The sequence below is a fragment of the Cognatishimia sp. F0-27 genome, assembly GCF_020667845.1.
Classification (GTDB): domain Bacteria; phylum Pseudomonadota; class Alphaproteobacteria; order Rhodobacterales; family Rhodobacteraceae; genus JAFMPQ01.
In genome coordinates this window covers 214,243-233,364 of record NZ_JAFMPQ010000001.1, presented here as the reverse complement: position 1 = coordinate 233,364, position 19,122 = coordinate 214,243, and the positions used below count along the sequence as shown (strand labels likewise).

At 64.2% G+C, this 19,122-nt stretch carries 15 protein-coding genes; 13 read left to right on the top strand and 2 right to left on the bottom strand.

Going from position 1 to position 19,122, the window contains the following annotated elements:
* The first annotated feature begins 40 nt into the window (after positions 1-40).
* A complete protein-coding gene (locus J1C49_RS01055; RefSeq protein ID WP_227443910.1) occupies positions 41-511 on the top strand; it encodes a GNAT family N-acetyltransferase in 471 nt (156 codons plus the stop codon).
* A 304-nt stretch (positions 512-815) separates the two neighbouring features.
* Here the strand turns inward: J1C49_RS01055 and J1C49_RS01050 are convergent, their stop codons facing one another.
* Both J1C49_RS01050 and J1C49_RS01045 read right to left on the bottom strand, forming a co-directional pair.
* Positions 816-1,370: an ActR/PrrA/RegA family redox response regulator transcription factor gene (locus tag J1C49_RS01050; protein WP_227443909.1), complete on the bottom strand. Its 555-nt coding sequence runs from the start codon at positions 1,368-1,370 to the stop codon at positions 816-818.
* Between the two features lie 177 nt (positions 1,371-1,547).
* Positions 1,548-2,168 (bottom strand): SCO family protein, encoded by a 621-nt coding sequence (locus J1C49_RS01045; protein WP_227443908.1) that lies wholly within the window; start codon positions 2,166-2,168, stop codon positions 1,548-1,550.
* An 80-nt stretch (positions 2,169-2,248) separates the two neighbouring features.
* On the opposite strand from J1C49_RS01045, the gene regB reads away from it, so the two are divergent.
* From regB to J1C49_RS00985, 12 genes are all read left to right on the top strand, one after another.
* Positions 2,249-3,646, top strand: a complete 1,398-nt coding sequence (regB, locus tag J1C49_RS01040; RefSeq protein WP_227443907.1) for a sensor histidine kinase RegB — start codon at positions 2,249-2,251, stop codon at positions 3,644-3,646.
* A gap of 268 nt (positions 3,647-3,914) precedes the next feature.
* Entirely contained in the window at positions 3,915-5,423 is a 1,509-nt protein-coding gene (locus J1C49_RS01035) for a PAS-domain containing protein (RefSeq protein ID WP_227443906.1), read from the top strand.
* 144 nt (positions 5,424-5,567) lie between these two features.
* Entirely contained in the window at positions 5,568-6,092 is a 525-nt protein-coding gene (gene tsaE, locus J1C49_RS01030) for a tRNA (adenosine(37)-N6)-threonylcarbamoyltransferase complex ATPase subunit type 1 TsaE (RefSeq protein ID WP_227443904.1), read from the top strand.
* On the top strand, positions 6,089-7,057 hold the full coding sequence (locus J1C49_RS01025) for an aminoglycoside phosphotransferase family protein (RefSeq protein ID WP_227443901.1): 969 nt from the start codon (positions 6,089-6,091) through the stop codon (positions 7,055-7,057). Before tsaE ends, J1C49_RS01025 begins: the two co-directional genes overlap by 4 nt.
* Positions 7,042-7,725: a nucleotidyltransferase family protein gene (locus tag J1C49_RS01020; protein ID WP_227443900.1), complete on the top strand. Its 684-nt coding sequence runs from the start codon at positions 7,042-7,044 to the stop codon at positions 7,723-7,725. Before J1C49_RS01025 ends, J1C49_RS01020 begins: the two co-directional genes overlap by 16 nt.
* A 7-nt stretch (positions 7,726-7,732) precedes the next feature.
* Positions 7,733-10,723, top strand: coding sequence for a double-strand break repair protein AddB (gene addB / locus J1C49_RS01015; protein ID WP_370639357.1), 2,991 nt, complete (start codon positions 7,733-7,735; stop codon positions 10,721-10,723).
* A complete protein-coding gene (gene addA, locus J1C49_RS01010; protein ID WP_227443898.1) occupies positions 10,720-14,190 on the top strand; it encodes a double-strand break repair helicase AddA in 3,471 nt (1,156 codons plus the stop codon). Before addB ends, addA begins: the two co-directional genes overlap by 4 nt.
* Positions 14,191-14,299: 109 nt before the next feature.
* Positions 14,300-14,620 (top strand): thioredoxin, encoded by a 321-nt coding sequence (trxA, locus tag J1C49_RS01005; protein ID WP_227443897.1) that lies wholly within the window; start codon positions 14,300-14,302, stop codon positions 14,618-14,620.
* 561 nt (positions 14,621-15,181) lie between these two features.
* Positions 15,182-15,739 carry an ATP-dependent protease subunit HslV gene (gene hslV / locus J1C49_RS01000; RefSeq protein WP_227443896.1) on the top strand — a complete coding sequence of 186 codons (558 nt, stop codon included), beginning with the start codon at positions 15,182-15,184 and terminating at the stop codon, positions 15,737-15,739.
* On the top strand, positions 15,736-16,770 hold the full coding sequence (locus J1C49_RS00995; protein WP_227443895.1) for an aldo/keto reductase: 1,035 nt from the start codon (positions 15,736-15,738) through the stop codon (positions 16,768-16,770). Before hslV ends, J1C49_RS00995 begins: the two co-directional genes overlap by 4 nt.
* Positions 16,767-18,077 carry an ATP-dependent protease ATPase subunit HslU gene (gene hslU, locus J1C49_RS00990; protein ID WP_227443894.1) on the top strand — a complete coding sequence of 437 codons (1,311 nt, stop codon included), beginning with the start codon at positions 16,767-16,769 and terminating at the stop codon, positions 18,075-18,077. Before J1C49_RS00995 ends, hslU begins: the two co-directional genes overlap by 4 nt.
* 150 nt (positions 18,078-18,227) lie before the next feature.
* Positions 18,228-18,905: a D-lyxose/D-mannose family sugar isomerase gene (locus J1C49_RS00985; protein WP_227443893.1), complete on the top strand. Its 678-nt coding sequence runs from the start codon at positions 18,228-18,230 to the stop codon at positions 18,903-18,905.
* Positions 18,906-19,122: the final 217 nt, after the last annotated feature.

Genomic DNA, 19,122 nt, shown 5'->3' with positions numbered 1-19,122 from the left:
CCGGACCATCGACCCCATTGTGCATCAAAAGAGACATACCATGATCGAAACCCGCCCGATGCGCGCCGAAGACGTGCCAGCCTGCGTGACCATCTTGAACCACATCATCGCGCTCGGAGGCAGCACCGCTTACGAGACACCCTATACCGAGGCCGATTTCGCGGCGCATTACCTCGACGAACCGCCCGTGACCATGGTCGCCTTGTCACACGGGCGGGTCGTCGGTTTCCAGGCAGCGTTCGATATCGGGGACGGGCAATACTCCATCGGAAGCTTCACCGACCGGCAGGCGCCCGTGCGCGGCGCGGGACGCGCGCTTTTCGAGGCAACGCTGGAAGGATGCCGGGCGCATGGCGGGTCGGTGATCCTTGCCAAGATCACATCCGACAACAGCGGTGGTCTGGCTTATTACAGCGCGCTTGGCTTCGAGGACTGGCAGGTCTGGCCCGAGGACCATACCCGGGCCGATGGCACGAGGGTCGACCGCATCGTGAAACGCTTCCTGCTGTGATCCGAGCGTTACAGGGCTGTCCGGTTGCCACACGCGCCCGGTTGCCCGTGTCAGCCGGGTGGTGACGCGCCAGCCCAAGGGCAATGGACCAGTCCGGTTGCGATCGACCGCCCGTTTGCCATGGCCAGCCCGGTTGCGATGGACCGCCCGTTTGCGATGGCCAGCCCGGTTGCACGTATCGGCCGTGTTGCCGCGCGCCAGATGGGCCGCGAGCGATGGCCCCCAAGCGACGCATGACGGATCGCGAAACATGACGGATCGTGACGAATGACGGATCGCGACGCGGGGCGCGCGCCGCCGCCTGTCAGCGAGGGCTGCGCTTGGCGAGGATCCGTTGCAGCGTGCGGCGATGCATGTTGAGCCGACGCGCCGTTTCGGACACGTTCCGGTCGCAGAGCTCATAGACCCGTTGGATGTGCTCCCAGCGGACGCGATCGGCGCTCATCGGGTTTTCCGGCGGCGGCGGCAGGTCGTCACCCTTCGACAGAAGAGCGTTCACGATATCGGTCGCATCGGCGGGTTTGGACAGGTAGTCGGTGGCACCGATCTTGACGGCGGCCACGGCGGTGGCAATCGCTCCGTAGCCCGTCAGAACGACGATGCGACTGTCAGGGCGTTTCTCGCGCAGCACTTCAACCACATCGAGCCCGTTTCCGTCACCCAGCCGCAGATCGACGACCGCATAGGCCGGAGGACGCGCCGTGGCGATGGCAGATCCCGCAGACACCGACTCGGCGGTCTCAACTTCGAAGCCGCGCTTCTCCATCGCCTTGGCCAGCCGGCGCAGGAATGGCTCATCGTCGTCTACCAGTAGCAGGCTGCGGTCTTCTCCAAGATCTTCGAGCGTTCTTTCTGCCACGTCTTTCCCCCCGTGATGCAACCCATTGCAATGCCAATGGTCTTTAAAGGTTCTAGGGGCCGAAATGGGTTCGGTCAAACCGGCAATCACGCTGCGTCGCAGAATGATGCGGTTTCAGAGACACCGTCAGGGCGTTTCAGCAGGCGCAGGCGGGCAAAACCGGGGTGGGCACCGGACTCAGGACGCGTTCGCGAAGCAGGCGACGCGGTCGGCCATTTCGTCCGGGGTGACCTCTCTGCGAAAGAACTCGACAAAGCCCTGTTCCGGCAACACGAGATAGGTGAAGGTGGAATGGTCGACGAGGTAGTATTCGTCGTCACTGTCTTCCGCGCGATAATAGGTTCTGTAGGCTTGGCTCGCAGCCTTGACCTGGTCTTCGCTGCCGGTCAGCCCGATCATCTTCTCGTGCATGTTGGCGGCGAAGTCATCCACCACGTCCGGCGTGTCACGCTTGGGGTCGATCGAGATGAAGACAGGCGTGACCGAGACCCCGCGTTCCGTCAGGATATCGACCGCCTCGGCATTGCGGGCCACATCAAGCGGACAGACATCCGGGCAGAAGGTATAGCCGAAATAGACGAGGCTCGGCTCCGTGATCACATCTGCGTCAGTCACCGTCTCTCCGGCCCCGTTGAGCAACTCGAACGGCCCGCCGATCTGTCCGGCGCCGCCGGCAACCGTGCTGCCGCGGCATTGTGCGAACTGGTCGTCGGCGTCCTGACCCCACAGGATGAACGCAACGCCGCCGATCAAGGCCAGAACGGTAACGGTGGCAGAGATCAGGGCAAGGCGCGGCATGGGGGGCTCCCGGTGTTGCTGTTGGTCCGGGACACACCTAACCATTGCGCGCGGCGCATCAAGAGACCAAAAAAGCGCATATGTCCGAAACACCGAGTGCTCTTCTTTCCGAACGCCAACGCAGCAACTGGATCCGTCTGCGGACCATGATCCTGTTGCGGTGGTTTGCCATCATCGGGCAACTCACGGCCATTACGGTCGCGCAACAGATGTACAGTCTCCAGCTTGAACTGGGCCTGTGTTACCTTGCCGTGGGCGTCTCGGTTGTCGGCAACCTCGTGGCGATCTTCGTCTTTCCCGAAAACAAGCGGTTGAGCGAGACGGAGAACCTCTCCATGGTGCTCTTCGACCTGCTGCAATTGTGTTTCCTGTTGTATCTGACGGGCGGCTTGCACAACCCGTTCTCGCTTCTTGTGCTGGGGCCGGTCACGGTGTCGGCGGCGGTTCTCACGCTGCGCTCGACGGTCATTCTTGGCGCGACTGCCGTGCTGCTTGTGACGCTGATGGTGAATTACCACTTGCCGCTGCGGACCGAACAGGGGTTCATCCTGCGCATTCCGGACGTGTTCGTGTTCGGACAATGGGCGGCGATCACCATCGCCGTGGTGTTCATCTCGATCTACGCCCGGCGCATGTCGCGGGAAATGCACTCCATGTCGGACGCGCTTGCCGCGACGCAAATGGCGCTGGCCCGCGCCCAGAAGCTCAACGATCTTGGCGGCGTGGTTGCGGCGGCGGCGCATGAACTGGGCACACCTCTGGCCACGATCAAGCTGACCTCGTCGGAACTGGCCGAGGAACTGGAAGACCGTCCTGAACTCAGGGAAGACGCGGAGTTGATCCGCGAACAGGCAGACCGGTGCCGCGATATCCTTCGGTCCATGGGGCGTGCAGGCAAGGATGACCTGCACATGCGGCAAGCGCCTTTGGTAGAAGTGATCCGGGAGGCGGCCGAACCGCATGAGGATCGCGGCAAGGAAATCGTGATCGAGGAAACCGCCGGACCCGGTATCGGCATGGCGCAGCCGCATATCTATCGTCAGCCCGAAATCATCCACGGCCTGCGCAACCTCGTTCAGAACGCGGTGGATTTTGCCCGCGCGACAATCTGGATCGAGGTGATGTGGAGCGATGAGCTGATCTCGATCCGCATTGTTGACGATGGTCAGGGGTTCCCGCCGCATCTCATCGGGCGCATTGGCGACCCGTTCGTGCGCAAACGACGCACGGAGACGGACAAGCGCGTGCGTCCCGAATACGAGGGCATGGGGCTTGGGTTGTTTATTGCCAAGACGCTTTTGGAACGCACCGGGGCCGAGCTCAGCTTTGCAAACGGGGTCGGCCCTTATTCCGGCGAACAGGACAGAACCCCGCGTCGCGGGGCCATTGTCGAGGTCGTTTGGCCGCGCAGCAAGATTGTCGCCTCCCAGGAGGAGCGCAGCAGTGGTCTTGGCGAAAACCAGCCGTTCGAAATCTGATCTGTGCGCCGCGGCGGGACGACGGTCGGCGAGCTGGCCGTGCCCGTGTCGCAAAGCGGGCGTGCGACACCGAAACGCCTCCGAGAATGGATGCGGGCCGATGGCGCTGGTCTGCGGTTGAGTGCTTCACAACGCATTACGAATTGTTGCGCTTAATCTCTTTTAACCGTCAGTTAACCATTTCACCCCACGGTTGAGTTACCGTTGTTGGTGAGGATTGTTTGAGGAAGTGCCTGTGCAGGATTTGTTGTTTGTTGGATTGGGTCTTTTGACTGGTTTCGCGGCAATATTGATCGTTTCGAAGTCCTTTCAGATCGGGGCTCCCGCCCGGCCGCAAAGCCCGGCTGCTGATCCGATCGCGATCCTCGTGCGAGGCGACACGGTGGTCGACAGCACCGTCGATGCCGATTCCCTTTTGGGCGAGTCGTCCCTGATCGGATTGGATTGGGCGGCCTTGCGGCTGCTGTTGCTCGACCGGTTCAAGGAAACGCCCGAAGACCTGCCACATATGCCGTTGAGGCTCTGGGCCGGGCAAGATGCGCAGGCGGCGCTGAACTTTCGCCCCGGTGGCGACGGCGTGGTGCATATTTCCATCGACGCACCGGAATTGTCGCACTCATTGAAAACCCGCATGCAATGGGACGAAGCGCGCAACAGCCGCCTGATTTCTGCAACGGAAGAAGCGCCTTTTGCCATGTGGGAAACCGCCGCCGACGGATCGCTGTCCTGGTGCAACGGGGCATACAGGGCTTTGATTGCCGATACCGAGGCGGCACATGGCGCAGGAGAGACGGCGGATGCCGCGCCGCAAGGTGAGGCCGCCGTGTTCACCCTCGCGCCGCCGCCGGACACCGGGGCACGGGCGGAGCGGGTTCATCGGATCGACGCCAAGGGCCGTGACCATTGGTATGAGGTGACAAGCCTTGCCCGCGCCGGAGGGGCCATTCATTTCGCAACCAATATCGACAGCCTCGTCGATGCCGAAATGGCGCAGCGCAAATTCGTCCAGACCCTGACCAAGACCTTTGCCCATTTGCCCATCGGGCTTGCGGTTTTCGATCGGGACAGGCGGCTTGTCCTGTTCAACCCCGCGCTCGTGGATCTCACCAACCTGCGGGCGGATTTCCTGACCGCGCGCCCCAACCTCATGAGCTTTTTCGATCACATGCGGGAAAATCAGACGATGCCGGAGCCCAAGAACTACGGGAACTGGCGCGAGCAACTGTCGGAGGTGATCTCTGCGGCGCATGACGATCGCTATTGCGAAACGTGGAATCTTGCCTCCGGGTTGACCTACAAGATCACCGGACGTCCGCACCCGGATGGCGCCGTGGCGTTTCTTCTGGAAGATATTTCGGCGGAGATTTCATTGACGCGGCGCTTCCGGTCGGAGCTTGAGCTTACGCAATCGGTGATTGATTGCTTCCCGGACAGCGTGGCGGTCTTTTCGCAACTGGGCGTGCTTGCGTTCTCCAATGCGGCATATCGCGATTTCTGGAAATGTGATCCTGACAGTGCCTTTGCGGAAATGACCATTGTCGATGCGACGCGCGATTGGCAAAGTCGTTGTGATCCGTCCCCGATCTGGTCCGAGATCCGCGAATTCGTCTTGACGCTGCTGGATCGGGCGGCCTGGGATGCGCATCTGCGCACCCGTGACGGTCTGGACCTGACCGTCTCGGTGATACCGGTGTCCGCAGGGGCCACCATGGTCCGGTTCAGCGAGACGGTAACGCAGGCCGCACAGACCCAAGATGAGTCACTTGTGACCGTGTAATGGTCTTGAACGGGGGGCGCGGCCGGTGACCGTCGGGTTGCCAAACCGCGCGCTTGGGGGCTGCCGGGGGGCTGACCTCGCGCTTTGGGCTGCCATCGTCAATCTCGCTCTTGCGACTGCGCGGCGCGCCGCTATCCTCGCGCCATGACCGTCGTGAATGCTTCGCCCGATACCCCGCAGAACACGGAGTCCGACCGGCTGCGCTCGGTGCGGGTGACGTTGGGCGCGCCGGAAGACACTGCCGCGCTCGCGCGGGCAATCGGTGCGGCGCTCCATCCCGGCGATACGCTTCTGCTCTCTGGCGGGGTGGGGGCAGGCAAGAGCCATTTTTGCCGTGCCTTGATCCAGTCCTTGCAGGACAGTCCGGAGGATGTGCCATCGCCAACCTTCACGTTGGTGCAGGAATACGAGACGCGGCGCGGGCCGCTTTGGCACGCGGACCTCTACAGGCTCAGCGGCCCGGATGAGGTGATCGAACTGGGGTTGGAGGAGGCCTTTCAAGAGGCGATTTGCCTTGTCGAATGGCCTGACCGGCTGGCCGAGCTTGCACCGGACACGGCGCTCGACCTGATGTTGTCGGACGGCGCAGAACCGGACGCGCGCGTGCTGCTCTTGCGGTGGCATGTGCCCCGCTGGGATGCGTTGATGGCCACGGTGGTTCCGCAATGAGGGGCTTTCTCGATCGTCTTGGGTGGGCCGATGCGCGCCAAACGCCGCTTGCCGGCGATGCCTCCGCGCGGCGCTATTGGCGCCTTTCCGAACCGGGGCGCAGTGCGATCTTGATGGTCGACCCGGGCGGAGACCTGGCGCTCTTTGCGCGCATTGCCAACCACCTGAGCGACCTGGGGCTGTCGGCGCCGCAGATTTACGGGATGGACGCGACCCAGGGACGGATGCTGATAGAAGACCTCGGCGACGGGCTTGTGGCGCGGCTGGCCGCGGATGCGGGGCGGGAAAAAGCGCTCTACCGCACCGCGGTCGATGCTTTGGTGCAGTTGCACAGGCACCCGCCAATGGCAGGGCTTGCCACGGCGACGCCGGACAGGCTGGCTGCGATGATTGCACCGGCTTTCACACATTACGCTCCCGAAGCGCCCGGTCTACGGGGGCTGGAGGAGGCCACCGGAGTGACGCATGATGTCATGGCCGCGCATGCCATGCCGTGCGACGTCATGATCCTGCGCGACTATCACGCGGAGAATATACTCGATTTGCCGGAGCGGAGCGGCGCTGCACGCGCCGGGCTGCTCGATTTTCAAGACGCGATGACAGGGCACAGGGCCTATGATCTGGCTTCGCTGATCCGCGATGCACGGCGCGATCTGCGCCCCGGTATCGCGCAGGATGCGGTGACCCATTACCTCGATCACACCGGGCTTGATGAGGCCCCGTTCCGGGCTGCGCTGGCCGCTCTGTCGGTGCAGCGCAACCTCCGCATTCTGGGGATCTTCGCGCGACTGGCGCAGTCGGGAAAACCGAAATACCTGCAGCTGATCCCGCGGGTCTGGCGCCATATTCAAACCGATCTCGACCATCCGGCCTGCACGCCGTTGCGCCCCGTGGTCGCGGCTTTGCCGCACCCGACCCAAGACCATCTCGATAGCCTGCGCGAGACCCGATGCCGAACCGTGTGACCCCCGATGCGGTTATGCTCTTCGCCGCGGGGTTTGGCACGCGCATGGGGACGCTCACCCGCGAGCGGCCCAAACCGTTGATCCCGGTTGCGGGCCGTGCGCTGCTTGATCACGCGCTGGCGCTGGCAGCGCATGTGCCGACGCGGGTCGTCAACGCGCATTACCACGCCGATCAGATTGCGGCCCATCTGGGTGGCACGGACGTGGACGTGAGCATCGAGGCACCGCAGATCCTCGATACCGGCGGCGGACTGCGTCACGCCTTGCCCAGGCTTGGCGGGGGGCCGGTCTACACGCTCAACACCGATGCGGTGTGGCGCGGGCCGAACCCGCTAAAGCTCCTTGAGGCGGCCTGGGCACCGGAACGGATGGATGCGCTCATGCTCTGCGTGCCGCTGGAACGCGCGGTGGGCCGTCATGGGGGCGGGGACTTTACGCTCGGACCAGAGGGCGACCTGACCCGGCCGGGTCCCATTGTCTATACCGGGGCGCAGATCATCAAGACCGACACGCTGGCGCAAGTCTGCGAAACGGCGTTTTCGCTGACCGTGCTCTGGGCCGAGATGGCCCGGACGCAGCGTCTCAAGGGGTTGGCCTATCCGGGCCATTGGGCCGATGTTGGTCACCCGGAGGGGATCAAGCAGGCCGAGGCGATGCTCGATGGCTGATCCGGTCATGTTCGAGCGGGACGGTCCGAGGCTCTTTGCGTTGCCGCCCGGCGTGGATTTTGCCGAACGGTTGGTCGCGGGGCTGCGCGCACGGTTGACACGGGTGGCGCCACCGGATGCGTCGGAGACAAATGCCGCGCCCGACGCGATGGCCCGGATCGAGATTTACGTCAACACGGACCGCATGGCCCGGCGCTTGCGGCAGGTGTTTGACGCCGGGCCGCCGACGTTGCTGCCACAGATCCGGCTCGTCACCGACCTTGCCGACCCGCTCACCCGCGCGCGCCTGCCGGCACCCGCATCCGGTTTGCGCCGGCGGTTGGAACTCACGCGGCTGGTGCAGAAGCTGCTCGACAACCAGCCAGACCTCGCGGCGCGTTCGGCGCTCTATGACCTGTCCGACAGTCTTGCAGCGCTCATGGAGGAAATGCAGGGAGAAGGCGTGGCGCCGGAGACCATTGCCGCGCTCGACGTGTCCGATCAATCCGGTCATTGGCAACGCGCGCAGCAGTTTTTCTCGATTGTGCAAAGCGTCATGGGGCCGGGGCAGGCACCCGATGTGCAGGGCTTCAATCGCGCGGCCATGGAAGCGCGGCTGGCCGCCTGGGAGACCGATCCGCCCAAGCACCCCATTATCGTCGCTGGCTCCACCGGATCACGAGGCACGACGGCCGCCTTCATGCGCGCGGTCGCCCGCCTGCCGCAGGGCGCGGTGGTGCTGCCGGGGTTCGATTTCGACATGCCGCAAGCTGTCTGGGACCAGCTCGACACCGCGCTCACCGGCGAGGATCACCCGCAATTCCGCTTTGCCCGCCTGATGGACAGCCTGGGCCTTTCGGCACAGCAGGTGGTCCCCTGGGATGAGGCGTCCGCTCCGGCGCCTGCGCGCAACAAGGCGCTGTCTCTCGCGTTGCGCCCGGCGCCCGTCACGCATCAATGGCTGGCCGAAGGCCCGGCCTTGCCGGACCTCGTGGACACCATGGCGGACGTCACGCTGGTGCAGGCGCCAAGCCCGCGCGACGAGGCGCAAGCGATTGCGCTGCGTTTGCGGCAGGCGGCGCATGATGGCACCCGCGCGGCGCTCATCACACCGGACCGCATGCTGACCCGTCAGGTGACGGCCGCGCTCTCGCGGTGGGGCATCATCCCGGATGACAGCGCAGGTATCCCCGCGCAGCTGACGCCGCCGGGCCGGCTTCTGCGCCATGTGGCCACCCTGTTCGAAGCGCCGCTTTCTGCCGAGGCGCTGCTGACGCTGCTCAAGCATCCGCTGACCCACGCGGGGGACCGCGATCACCCGCACGGGCTCAACACCGCTGACCTTGAGCTTTATCTCCGACGCAAAGGCTTGCCCTATCCCACCGTGGACGACCTGCGCGCCTTTGGAACCATGGCCAAGCGTGAGGCGTGGGCCGGGTGGCTGGCGGCGACGGTCTGTGGCCGCGAAGAGGGCGAGACGCTGCCTCTGGAGACATGGGTTGCGCGGCATCACGCGCTGGCCGAGGCTCTGGTTGCGGGCACCGCTGCGGCCGATCCGTCGCCGCTCTGGGACGAGAATGCCGGGCGCACGGTACGCGCTGCATTGGACGGGCTTGCCCGCGAGGCCGATGCCGGTCCTGAGATGACCGCCCGCGACTACGCTGCCCTGTTCGGTGCGATCCTGAGCCGCGAGGAGGTGCGCGACCGGGACGAAGGCCATCCCGATATCCTGATCTGGGGCACGCTCGAAGCGCGTGTCATGGACGCGGAGCTCCTGATCCTGTCCGGTCTGAACGAAGGAAGCTGGCCGGAGTCGCCGCCCGCCGATCCGTGGCTGAACCGCGCGCTGCGCCATCAGGCCGGCCTGTTGTTGCCGGAACGCAGGGTCGGGTTATCGGCGCATGATTTTCAACAGGCGATGGGCGCGCGCCGGGTCTGGCTGACGCGGTCCCTGCGGTCCACCGATGCCGAAACCGTGCCCTCGCGCTGGCTCAATCGCCTGACCAACCTGATGACCGGCCTGCCCGGCAATCGTGGCCCGGAAGCGCTGGCCGAGATGATAGGGCGGGGCGATCATTGGCTGCGTCTTGCGCGGCTCAGTGAACAGGCCGTGCCGGTTCCGCTGGAGCCGCGCCCGTCGCCCGCACCCCCCAAAGCCGCGCGTCCGCTTGAGCTTCCAGTCACGCAGATCAAGACATTGATCCGCGATCCCTACGCCACCTATGTGCGTTACGTCCTGCGGCTGCGTCCGCTCGATCCGTTGATGCGGGCGCCCGATGCGCTGTTGCGCGGAATCCTGACCCACGACATCCTCGAAACCTATGTGCGGCGCACGCTCGACGACCCATCCGCATTGACAGCGCAGGCGCTGATCAACACCGCACGCGAGACGCTGTCGGATCCTCGCAAGCTGCCTTATCCCACCGTGCGCGCGCTTTGGCATTCGCGGATCGCACGGGTGGCCGACTGGTTTGCTCGCACCGAGGCCGCACGCCAGCAGATTGCCCGCCCCGATCCGCGCAATTTCGAAACCAAGGGCGCGGCGCGTATCGACGCGCTGGGCTTCACACTGACGGCCAAGGCTGACCGGATCGATATCGACAGCCGCGGCGGCGCGCATGTGTATGACTACAAAACTGGCAAGCCGCCCACATCGGCCCAGCAGAAGTCCTTCGACAAGCAGCTGCTGCTCGAAGCGGCCATGCTCCTGCGCGGCGGATTCAACGACCTGGCCCCGTCCCATGTCGCGCGGGCGCTGTTCATCGGCATGAAGCCCGGCGACGCCGCGGAGGTGCCCGCGCCCCTTGACGAGGTTTCGCCCGGCGAGGTCTGGGAGCAGTTCGTTTTGCTCATGACCGCTTATGCGGACCCTGCGCGGGGCTATACCGCACGCGCCGCGCTTCTGTCTGACAATGACCGGGCCGATTACGATCACCTGTCCCGGTTCGGTGAATGGGACGTTGCCGCGCCCGCCGTCACGATCCCGCTGACCATGCCCGAGGATCGGGAAACGCCATGACCGATACCCTGCCCCAACCAGATGCGGCCACGCTGGCACAGCTCCGCGCCGCCGAGCCGGACCTCTCCACATGGCTGTCGGCCAATGCGGGTTCCGGCAAGACGCGGGTGCTCACGGACCGGGTCGCGCGGCTGCTTCTGGGAGGGGTGCTGCCGGAGCATATCCTGTGCCTGACATACACCAAGGCTGCGGCAACGGAGATGCAGAACCGGCTCTTCAAGCGTCTTGGCGAATGGGCAATGCTTGATGCCGATGACCTCAGGCGCGCGCTGTCGAAGCTTGGTGTGACGGACGCGCTGACCCGGGAGTATCTCAATCGCGCGCGCACGCTGTTTGCCCGTGCCATCGAAACGCCAGGCGGCCTGCGCATCCAGACAATCCACGCCTTTTGCGCCTCGCTTTTGCGCCGTTTTCCACTGGAGGCGGGGGTCAGTCCGCAATTCACCGAGATGGAAGACCGCGCCGCCGAGCGCCTGCGCGCGGAGATTGCCGATCAGATGGCGGCCGGGCCGGAGGCGGCGCTTGTCACAGGCATCGCGCCCTTCCTCAACGGGGACGACATCGAGCCGCTGACCCGCGCGATCGTTGCCGCGCGCGATGACTTTGCCGCCCGTCCCGATGCGGCGCAGATCCGGGCGGCCTACGGTCTGGCGCCGGATATGGACGCGGCGCAAATGCTGGCCGAGGTGTTCGTCGACCCGATCGTGCCGGAGCTCAAGGCGCTTGTGCCGGCATTGCAGAAAAGCGGCGCGAACGACAAGAAGCTCGCGACCGTCTTTGATGCGCTCACGGGACCGGACCTCGAAACCCAGATCGCCCTAGAGGGGGTCTTTGTATCCGGTGCCAAGACAAAAGATCCGTTCACCCCGAAGATTGGCAAGGTGCCCACCAAGGGTTTCGACAAGATCAGCGATATGACCGTTTTGCGCCCGCGGATCGATGCATTGATGGAGCGCATCGCGGCCGCGCGGGAAACCCGTCTCGCGCTGGCCGCCGCCGAACGGGACATGCGGCTGCATGCCTTCGCGCGGGCGTTCCTGCCGGCTTATGAGCAGGCCAAGCAGGTGCGCGGCTGGCTGGATTTCGACGACCTCATCACCCGTGCGTTGCATCTGCTTTCCGATCCGGTCGTGGCCGAATGGGTGCTTTTTCGGCTCGATGGGGGGATTGATCATATCCTCGTGGACGAAGCGCAGGACACCTCGCCCGTGCAATGGCAGGTCATCGAACGGCTCGCACGGGAGTTCACTTCGGGGCAGGGCGCCAATGCCGAAAAGCGCCGCACGATCTTTGTCGTTGGGGACAAGAAGCAATCGATCTACAGCTTTCAGGGCGCCGACCCGTCGGAATTCGACCGGATGCGTGCCGAGTTTGCCGCCCGGCTCGCGGACAGCGACGCGCCGCTCCAGAACAGTGTTCTGAGTTATTCCTTCCGCTCTGCCGAACCGATCCTGCGGTTGGTGGACACCACGTTTGATGGGGCCAGCGCTTCCGGTTTTGCGCCGGAGGAAAAGCACCGGGCCTTCAAGTCCGCGATGCCCGGGCGCGTCGACCTGTGGCCCGTGGTTGCACCGGACAAGGAGGCCACGGGCGAGGACAATGCGTGGTTCGAGCCCGTCGATCGCATCAGCCCGCAGCATCATTCGGTGGTTCTTGCCCGTCGGATCGCCGCCTATGTGCGCGGGCTGATCGAGAATGGGCACCCCTTGCCGGAAGAGATCGGCCAGACCGGCGATTATGCCCGCCGCCCGGTTACCGCAGGCGATGTGCTCATCCTCGTGCGGTCCCGCGGGCGGTTGTTTCACGAGATCATCCGGGCCTGCAAGGCCGAGGGCCTGCCCTTTGCGGGGGCAGACCGGCTCAAGGTGATGGAAGAACTCGCCGTCCGCGATATCGTCTCGCTCCTGCGATTTCTGGCGACCCCTGAAGACGACCTCGCACTGGCCGAAGCGCTGCGCTCGCCGCTTCTGGGTCTGTCCGAACAGGATCTCTTCGCGCTTGCCCATGGCCGCGCGCCGCGCGCCTACCTTTGGGAACAGCTGCGCAAATCCGAGGCCGCGTATCCGGAGACGGTGGCGATGCTGCGCGATCTGCGCGGTCATGTGGATTTTCTGCGGCCCTATGACCTGATCGAACGGATCCTGACCCGGTTCGATGGGCGTCGCCGGCTCACCGGGCGGCTTGGTCCGCAGGCTCAGGATGGCATTGACGCGCTCCTGTCTCAGGCGTTGGCCTATGAGCGGTCGGATATCCCGTCTCTGACCGGTTTTCTGCAATGGGCGGAAACCGATACGCTGGAGATCAAACGTGCCGCGGACAGCGCTGGTGACCGGTTGCGTGTGATGACGATGCACGGGGCCAAGGGGCTCGAGGCGCCCGTTGTCATCCTGCCGGATTGCGCGCCGCCACGGGGCAATCGTCAGCGCGACCTCTTGCTTGGCGATGCCGAAGGCGCGATGTGGAAGGCGCTCTCCGACGATCAACCGGCCCGCCAGCGCGCGGCCATCGATGCTGCGCAGGATGCCGATACACGCGAGGAAGACCGGCTGCTTTATGTCGGCATGACCCGCGCGGAGAAATGGTTGATCGTGGCGGCCGCGGGTGATCTCGGCAGGTCCGGGACCTCATGGTATGATATGATCGAGCGCGGGATGCAGGCCTCGGGCGCGGTCACCCGGACTTTTGACTGGGGCCGGGGAGAGACCGGCGAAGGGCTTGGACTTGGTGAGACGGACTGGTCCGGCTTGCCACCTGCCGAGGAGATCATCCGCGATACGCCCCCTGCGCAGGAAGGGGACACCGCCGATCCGGTCGCAGACACAGCGCTTCCGGCGCAGTTCACCCGGATGGCTGATCCGCCGGAACCCGCCCGCAAGACCCATGCGCCCTCCGATCTTGGCGGGGCAAAGGCGCTTGCGGGTGCGGATGGCGACACGACCGAGGTGGCAATGGCCCGTGGCACCGCGCTGCATCTCTTGCTGGAATGGCTTGCGCCGCTTGACGCTGAAAACCGCGCGGAGGCTGCCGACCGGCTGATCGCCGCGCCACCCTTTAGCACCGACCCGCATGCGCCAAGCTATGATCTTCTGAAAACCCGTGACGAGGCGCTTGCGGTGTTGGCCTCGCCGGATCTTGCCTTTCTTTTCGGCCCGGACAGCCTGTCGGAAGTGCCCATATCGGCTGAGCTGTCGGGGGTCGGCCGGATACACGGGGTGATCGACAGATTGATCGTCACACCCGAAACCGTGACCGCCGTGGATTTCAAATCCAACCGCACCGTGCCCTCGGAAGCTGCTCTTGTGCCGGAAGGTCTGCTGCGCCAGCTGGGTGCCTACGCGGTCGGGCTGACGCAATTATATCCGGGTCGCAGGATCGAGACCGGTCTGGTCTGGACCGCAACCAGCCACTACATGCCGGTGCCACACGAGCGCGTGACACAAGCGCTGGAGCGGGCCGCCATCTCTTGACGGCGGCGCTTCGCGTCCTTACGTCTTCTCATCTGAAACGCGCTGCCCACGCACAGCTCACTAGACACACACGGCCCGCATGCGCTGGCCGACATTCCTGGAGGTCGCCATGCCCACCGTCGCCGTTACCGATGAAACTTTCGACGCCGAAGTGAAGAATTCCGATATCCCCGTTGTGGTGGATTTCTGGGCCGAATGGTGCGGTCCCTGCAAACAGATCGGTCCGGCTCTGGAAGAGCTTTCCGCCGAATATGAAGGCAAGGTAAAGATCGCCAAGGTGGATGTTGACAACAACCCCAACACGGCGGCCCAGATGGGCGTGCGGGGCATTCCCGCGCTCTTTATCTTCAAGGATGGCGCGCCGGTTTCCAACCGCGCCGGCGCTGCTCCCAAGGCCGCGCTGCAAAGCTGGATTGAAGAGTCGCTCTGAGCGCAGTTTCAAAGCGATCCGTCTAGCGAAACGTCCCGATCTTCGCGTCGGGGCGTTTTTTTGGGTCATCTGGGCCGGAATCTCCGCTTTTCCCAATTCTGAGCGGCGCGCGGAGAGCAAAAGAAAACCGCCCCAAAAGCGCGCGTCATCCGCGCCCTGCAAAGTCCAAAAACGCGCGGAGACGTCTTCTCCCTCTCGCGCCTGGCATTGGAAATCCTGCGGGATATCCCCCCCGTCTGTTCCAAGACCGCTGTGGGGTTGGAGCGGTGCTGTGGCGGGTTTCCGGCCTGTCCTTTGGACCGGGCCTTGGCCACGGCCACTCCGCTGTCTGGACGCTTGGCGGTGCCGCCACCGGAGCCGTGATCTGGCATGAGCGGCGAATGGTCCGCTTTGACGCGAAAAAAGGGCCAGATACCGCCGTAAACGCGCCGCGCCGGGTTCCATCACCGGTGTCGCAAGCGCATTTTCTTTCAGAGGCATTGCCGCTATGCCCAGACCATCGGCTTGTTCAGGCAAGGGCCCGCCCCCATATGGCCCCAAAGACGCGAAGGAAGAGACCACATGGCAGAGCAGGAATTTCCCGGTTGGCACGGCACCACGATCATTGGCGTTCGCAAGGGCGGGCAGGTTGTGATTGCGGGTGACGGTCAGGTGAGCCTCGGGCAAACGGTGATCAAGGGAACGGCGCGCAAGGTGCGGCGGCTCTCTCCCGGTGGGCAAGACGTGGTCTGTGGCTTTGCCGGGTCGACCGCCGATGCCTTTACCCTGCTCGAACGGCTCGAAGCCAAGCTGGAGGCGACACCGGGGCAGTTGCAGCGCGCATCGGTCGAACTTGCAAAGGATTGGCGCACGGACAAATACCTTCAAAAGCTCGAAGCGATGCTGATCGTTACCGACGGCACCGACCTTTTGGTGATCACCGGGGCGGGTGATGTGCTTGAACCCGAGCACGATGTGACCGCCATCGGTTCGGGTGGCAACTTCGCCCTTGCCGCCGCGCGCGGCCTGATGGACACCGACCGGAGCGCGGAAGAGGTGGCGCGCCGCGCCATGGAGATCGCCGCCGACATCTGCGTCTATACCAATGGCAACCTGACCGTGGAAAGCATCTCCGCATGAGCGGGATGGGCTACACACGGCTTGGCAATAGTGGCCTCGTGGTGTCGCGGCTCTGTCTTGGCACGATGACCTTCACCAAGGGGGCGGACTGGATCCCCGGTGTGGCCAAGGTCGATCAGGCCGGTGCGTCGCGTATGGTCGACATGGCGCTCGACGCAGGCGTGAATTTCTTCGACAGCGCGGACGGCTATTCCGCTGGCGAAGCCGAAGAGATGCTCGGCACGGCTCTCAAGGGCAAGCGTGCCGATGCGGTCATCTGCACCAAGGTGGGTTTTCGTCAGAGTGACCGGATGACCGATGCGGGCCTCTCCCGGCACCATTTGCGCGCGTCGGTGGAAGGGTGCCTCAAGCGGCTCGGCACCGATTGGATTGATCTTCTGGTGCTGCACAAGACGGATTTCACGACGCCGCTCGAAGAGACGCTGGGCACGTTGCAAACGCTGATCGACCACGGAAAGCTCCGCTATATCGGCGTCAGCAACTGGCCCGCATGGCAGGTTGCGCAAGCGGTGCAGTTCCAGCGCGACAACGGGTTGGCTTCCTTCACGGCGGGGCAATACCTTTACAATGCCGCGAACCGCGATATCGAGCACGATGTTCTGCGTATGGGTGCCGCGCTGGGTCTTGGGCTGATGGCATGGTCGCCGCTTGCCGGGGGCTTGCTGACCGGGAAATACGATCTGTCCGATCTCGAAAAGGTCGACGGACGCCTCTCAGAAGGCGATTTCCTCCAGATTGGCGCAGAGCAGGCACGGGCCGTTCTTGGCGCGCTGGCCACCGCCGCCGAGGCCCACGGGGCCACATGCGCGCAGGTGGCGCTGGCTTGGATCCTTGCCAAGCAGCGCAGCCACACGGTGATCTTCGGGGCGAGCCGCGAGAGCCAGCTTGAAAAGAGCCTCGCCGCGGGTGCGATCCACCTGCGCGAGGGCGAGGTTGCCGCGATTGACGCGGCGCTGCCACCGGCCCGGCGCTATCCGGAATGGTTCGACGATATGATGACTGACGAGACATATACGAAGGCGTTGACATGACCGACCTGACTCCCCGCGAAATCGTTTCAGAGCTCGACCGCTTCATTATCGGGCAGGCGGATGCCAAGAGGGCGGTGGCCGTGGCACTGCGCAACCGCTGGCGGCGCAAACAGCTCGCCGATGATCTGCGCGACGAGGTCTACCCGAAGAACATCCTGATGATCGGGCCGACCGGCGTCGGCAAGACGGAGATCAGCCGACGCCTTGCCAAGCTGGCGCGCGCGCCCTTCATCAAGGTCGAAGCCACGAAGTTCACCGAGGTTGGTTATGTCGGGCGCGATGTTGAACAGATCGTGCGCGATCTGGTGGATGCCGCCATGATTATGGTGCGCGACCAGATGCGCGACGACGTCAAGGCGCGCGCCCACGAGGCCGCCGAAGAGCGGGTGATCGACGCCATCGCAGGCGACGGTGCCCGCGAGGGAACGCGGGACATGTTCCGGCGCAAGCTGCATGCAGGAGAGCTGGACGGCACCGAGATCGAGCTCGAGATCGCGGATACATCCTCGCCTTTCCCGGCGATGGAAATCCCGGGGCAACCCGGTGCGGGTGGCATGGGTATGATGAATCTCGGCGATCTCTTCGGCAAGGCGTTCTCCGGCCGGACCGTTCGCAAGCGCATGACCATCGCGGACAGCTATGACATCCTGATCGCCGAGGAGGCGGACAAGCTTCTTGACGAAGAGCAGATAAAGCTGGCGGCCCTTGAAGCGGTGGAGCAGAACGGCATCGTCTTTCTGGATGAAATCGACAAGGTCGCGACCCGTCAGGATGCCCGTGGCGGAGACGTATCCCGCGAAGGGGTGCAGCGCGACCTGCTCCCGCTGATCGAGGGCACCACGGTCTCCACCAAGCATGGGCCGGTGAAAACCGACCACATCCTCTTTATTGCATCGGGGGCGTTTCACATCGCCAAACCGTCCGACCTGTTGCCGGAATTGCAGGGGCGGCTGCCGATCCGTGTCAATCTCCGTGCTCTGACAGAGGCTGATTTCGTGCGTATCCTCACGGAAACGGACAACGCGCTGACCCGCCAATACATCGCCCTGATGAAAACGGAGGAGGTCACGGTGACCTTTACGGAGGGCGGGATTTCGTCGCTTGCCAAGATTGCGGCTGAGGTGAACCAGTCGGTCGAGAACATCGGCGCGCGGCGGCTTTATACCGTTATGGAACGCGTTTTCGAAGAGCTCAGCTTCGAGGCCCCGGACCGGGCGGGCGCGGAAATCACGGTGGATGCGGCCTTTGTCGAGGCCCATCTGGGTGAGCTCACGCGTTCGACGGATCTCAGTCGCTACGTGCTCTGACGCGGTTCCGGAAGCCTTGGCTTCAGAACCGGCCGGAAAGGGTCGCGGCGAAATTGGGCCGTGCCCCTTGTCCGTGATGGCTGGCGCAGGATGGATCGGCGCGGTATAGCCCGGAACGTGTTTGCGCCACCATCCAACAGGGGACCCGAAATGAAACGCTCCCGCATCAATGAGATCCTGAGAGAAGGCGACGCCTTCATCCGGTCTTTCGGCTATATCATGCCGCCCTTCGCCTATCTTTCGCCCGAGGCGCTGAAGGCGTCGGATCACGCGCAGATCAAGGCGCGCCGCATGGGGTGGGATATCACGGATTACGGAGCGGAGAACTTCGACGAGATGGGCTTGTTCCTGTTCACCACACGCAACGGGCTCAGTGCGGACCTGGGGCAGAAATCCGCGATGCTTTATGCCGAGAAGATCATGATCTCGCGCGAGCATCAGCTAAGCCCGATGCACCGACATGATCTCAAGGTCGAGGACATCATCAACAAGGGCGGCGGCAAGCTTGTTCTGGAACTGTTCAAATCGGACGCCACCGGTGGCATTGACCGCGACGCCCCCGTCACGGTGATGTGCGATGGCATGCCCCGTCAGCTTGAAGCGGGAGGGCTGCTCAAGCTGGATCCGGGGGAATCGGTGACGCTCTATCCCGACACCTGGCATGCGTTCTGGGGCGAAGGCGGCGATGTGCTGATCGGGGAGGTCTCAACCGTGAATGACGATCTGACCGACAACATCTTCGAGCAACCGATCGGCCGGTTTTCGAATATCGAAGAGGATGAAGCGCCGCTTCACTTGTTGGTGTCGGATTACGACGACAGGCTCTGAGCGCGCATGTCCTGCCTGCGTGGGATTGAGACCGGGGGCTGACCCTCCGAAAACGGATCCCGCGTCGATGGCTGGGGGCGCTGCCCCCAGACCCCCGGGATATTTTCAGCCCAAAGAAACACAGCGCGGCGTCGCGGAGGTGCCGGGTATCGGATCGGTGCGACCGGGTGTCTTTGCGAGGCGGGGCGGCGGCTTGGGCCCTGTGCGCGTGAGGCCG